Source organism: Bacteroides sp. UBA939, assembly GCF_002293435.1.
Classification (GTDB): Bacteria; Bacteroidota; Bacteroidia; order Bacteroidales; family Bacteroidaceae; genus Bacteroides.
Map to the genome: position 1 here is coordinate 1 of NZ_DBDF01000073.1, position 3,807 is coordinate 3,807.

The following is a 3,807-nucleotide window of genomic DNA, read 5'->3' on the forward strand; positions in this document are numbered from 1 at the left end:
GCCCCCTTTTCCTTTTTCTCTTTGTTTGTTCCGTCCGGCTTCGGTCAGTTAGGCGGGCGAGCAATGAGCAGGAACAGTGGGCGCGTTTTTTTCTTTTTCCCTTTCGGCGAAGCCGAAAAAAGCCCCCCTCTTTGCCGCTTCGCGGCTTTTTTTCTCTCTTTCTTTTCGTGTTGGTGCGTTTTCTGTATTTGGTGGGTGCTGATGTCGGCACACTTTACCGTTATTGTATTGGGCTGTTCGGCGGGTGGTGCTGACCGTTTGACTGTGCGGATGCGAACGGTCGCATCCTTAGCAGGGAAAGCGGTATCTCTTTACCGGGAAAGTAGCACCGCTTAATCAATTAATACGCTTTACTTTTCCGGTAAAGAGATACCGCTTTCCCTGCGGACAAGTTGAGCGAATCTCCGAACCGAAAACTTTCAATTGACTAACGCAGACCGGCGATTCTAAACTCCCAACGAAAACGACAACGATAATGCGAACGAACGGCGAACCCAATCCGCCGATGTGCGACGACAGAGTTTCAACGGCGGCGCAACAATTGGGCAACCAATGGCGAAGCCGGAAACGCAAAGCCCAGAAAAACAAAAGCCCCAAAGAAAACTTTAATTCCTTCGGGACTTGCTGTATTTGTAAATTCAGCCGTTTAGCAGACTTCCACTTTTGGCGCATCCTGTCCGGGCGAGACGCCCTGCGGTTACTTACAACGTTGGCAAAGCCTAACGCCGAACGGTGCGATTTTTCATTGTTGGCACGCTACTTGCAACAAGGACATCCACCTCAAAAATCCGCTGACCCAATTAATCTAATAATTATCTCATTTGCAATACTATAAACACAAAAGCGACAAATGGTACACTGCCCTACCATTTGGTACACTACCCTACATTGAGATTAAATACAAAAAAACTTTCTTTTGTTCTTCATCAATAATGAAAAACCCCTGTCTTAATTCTTTATTTATAAATAACGAAGGATCAAAAGCCTTGACTGTTGGGACTAATATATCTTTCTGTTTTTCATGAGGGATAAACAAAACTTTAATTTCATTTGGTATCCAGTTTCTTATCAGTGTATTTTTAATACCAACCTGATAATCTAAGATTGTTTCTGACTGTAACTTATTTAAAATAGTACTATCTGGGATAGATAGTACTGTAAGTAAAATTATATCTGATGGACCTAACTCTCCTGTACCAGTCCTGATAGTTTGCCACTTTACGTCTGTTATTTTTTCTGGAACAGTTATTAAAGAATTTAATTTTTCAATATTAGTATTGGGGCTATCATCCATTACTTTATTGCTCTGCATAAATTGAACTGCGTTAACTCTATTATTTCCATTATTTCCACAAGATAAAAAAGAAAAAAATGCAGCAACTAAAAATAATTTATTCATAATTATTTAAACCAAGTTTTTGTTGTTGAATATGTACCATAATGCATATATTGCTTAGCAAAACCAACGACTTCAAATCGTCCATTTACATCATCAGGAATGCCCGTCGCAATATCTGCTTGTCCCGGATTAAAATTATATCTATCTTCTGCATGAATAGTGAGCTTCAATGTGTATTTTATTCTTCCTGATATTTCTTGTGCAGTAACTACTCCTGTCATATAAAATGGAAAGGCTCCTACCGCTTTTTGCCAATTTTCTGTTTCTGGATAAGGATAATCAACGCTCCCTCCACCTACATAAAACGGAACACTCATTGAAATATCTCTTTGTCCTGCATAGGGTAAAAGTTTTTCAGCAGCCGTTTTTGCTGCTCCAATAGAGTTGTCTCTCATTGCTTTTCCACTGGCATCTTCATCAAAAAACTTCTGTAAGCTAAAATTTTTATCTGTACCCGTTGCATCCAAATAGTGTAAATAAGCTGAAACTCCATCCTCTAAGTCTGTCACAACTCCTGCGGCTTTTGCTTTTGCATACCAATAAGCATAATTAGCCCTATCTTTTATGGTTGGCGATTGTTTCGGAAAACCAGCAAAACCATTATCATGAGTTATGGAAGGATTTCCTGTGCCTGCCTTAAAGCTTCCTGACACTGTTGGAGAAACATTTATTACTTGTCCTGTAGATAGTTTCTTTGGATCAATACCTGAATTATATCCAGCAAGGCTTCCTGATTTCATTTCCCATTTATTTTCTAGACTCTCGAAAGTATCACCTTCTTGGATAGTATAAGTTCCGTCCTTACAATCAGGACAATCTCCATTAGGATCGTTGTACAATATAGGATTGTTTCGGTTTATTGCGTAAGGAGATTCAGAAGCAACTATAACGGGGTCTCTATTCCAACGCATAACAGCTCTTGGATCATATTCCCAAAATGGTGCGGTATAGTGGTTTTCCGCAATCTCATTGACCTTTTCCTGCGCGTTGAATCCAAAACGATAATCCTCCGGTTTCGTAAACCTTCCCGGCATCATCATTCCAAACGGATAATAATCACTTGTGGATACAACATCCGGCATATTGTCATTGAGTTTCTTATCACTTACTACTGCTAATACGTTACCTAAATGATTCGTCAATTCGTAGTTTTTCTGCCCCAGTATCCTTTCAGAATAATCCAAGTCAAATTCTTTCTCGACATCATTTTCTATCAATAGCTCATTAACCTGCCTCATACCAAGCCGCGAACTGCCATACAAGTGCTGTTCAGTCAGTGCCAAATCAACCTTGTCATCCCCATATTTCTTTTCATTGTACGTAGCCATCACATTTCCCTGTGCGTCCCTGACATAGTAAGTAGTTACTTCTTTTACGCTTTCTATTGCATTTGGATAAATCTCCGTCTTACTCACCCGGTTCCCAAAAGCATCATACCTGAATAACAAATCAGAGAGCGAACTGTTCGGTGTACGTATGATTTCTGTTACTTTCCCGCTCACATTCCACTTGATTTCAGCAATCTTCTCCTTTTCATCCTTTATCAGGTTCCCGATTTTATCATATTCGTAATTCTGCATCTGCGGGTCATTCTGCGCATACGCGCCCTGGTCGTCAATATCCGTAGAATAGGCTCCGGCATTTACCGCATCCCTTACGTGCAGCAACCGGTTGTTCAGGATGTACTCTTTGCCGTTCCGGGCATATTGGGCATAGCGGTAGGTGAGCTCATCCATTTTGCCGTTGTCGCCGTAGCGGGTCAGGGTCTGGATATTCCCGTTGGCATCGTAGGCATATTCCGTATCATACTTACCATCGGCCCTTGACAGGTTATCGCCCTCGTACGTTTGACTGGCCACAAGCCGGTTCAGTTGGTCGTACTTATAGGTTTTACCCTGCAAGTCCAGCCCGTTAACAGCCGTTACCATCTTGGCGATATTCCCGTTATACAGGCCGGCTCCCGCAGTGGGAACTGTGGCATTGTTGCCTATCGCTGCAAATCCGCTGTTATTCACCTTATCAAGGAACGTTGTGGCGCTGTTAATGGATTTATAATCAGTCCGGTTGTAGTGCAGGCTGTAGGCAAAGGCGTCTTTGGAGAATTGGCTATTGCCTGTTCCATCCCCGCCCATATCGTTAAAGCCGTTTACCGCCTTTATCCAGCCCTGAAGCGTGTAGGCATAGTCCATCCCCTGCACCTGCAAGTCGCCAAGCTCTACGCGCGCAAGCGGGCCGTGACGGTAGTACTTGTAGCTTGCGTCTCTGTCCCAAATCAATCCGTCCAGGCTCGTGCTTACGCTTTGAATGCGGTTGTCGGCATCATACTCATAACGGTGGTGGAACTGGTCTGGCTGTCCCGGTTGGTAGCTGACCTTATTCACGTTCCCGCTGATTAAGTCGTATTCGTA

At 42.8% G+C, this 3,807-nt stretch carries 4 protein-coding genes; 2 read left to right on the forward strand and 2 right to left on the reverse strand.

Annotation, left to right across the window (positions count from 1 at the left end):
- Both B2Z67_RS05115 and B2Z67_RS05120 read left to right on the forward strand, forming a co-directional pair.
- Positions 1-336, forward strand: a 336-nt coding sequence (locus B2Z67_RS05115) for a hypothetical protein (protein ID WP_291528741.1), incomplete at its 5' end; no start/stop codon positions are given.
- Between the two features lie 139 nt (positions 337-475).
- On the forward strand, positions 476-835 hold the full coding sequence (locus tag B2Z67_RS05120; RefSeq protein ID WP_291528742.1) for a hypothetical protein: 360 nt from the start codon (positions 476-478) through the stop codon (positions 833-835).
- A 48-nt stretch (positions 836-883) separates the two neighbouring features.
- Here B2Z67_RS05120 and B2Z67_RS05125 read toward each other — a convergent pair whose 3' ends face one another.
- Together B2Z67_RS05125 and B2Z67_RS05130 are read right to left on the reverse strand one after the other, a co-directional pair.
- Positions 884-1,399: a hypothetical protein gene (locus B2Z67_RS05125; RefSeq protein ID WP_291528743.1), complete on the reverse strand. Its 516-nt coding sequence runs from the start codon at positions 1,397-1,399 to the stop codon at positions 884-886.
- Between the two features lie 2 nt (positions 1,400-1,401).
- Positions 1,402-3,807: RHS repeat domain-containing protein (locus B2Z67_RS05130; protein WP_291528744.1), on the reverse strand; the 2,406-nt coding region annotated here is incomplete at its 5' end.

Coding starts and splice junctions, on each gene's coding strand:
- B2Z67_RS05120 (WP_291528742.1), top strand. CDS start 476: ATGCGAACGAACGGCGAACCCAATCCGCCGATGTGCGACGACAGAGTT.
- B2Z67_RS05125 (WP_291528743.1), bottom strand. CDS start 1,399: ATGAATAAATTATTTTTAGTTGCTGCATTTTTTTCTTTTTTATCTTGT.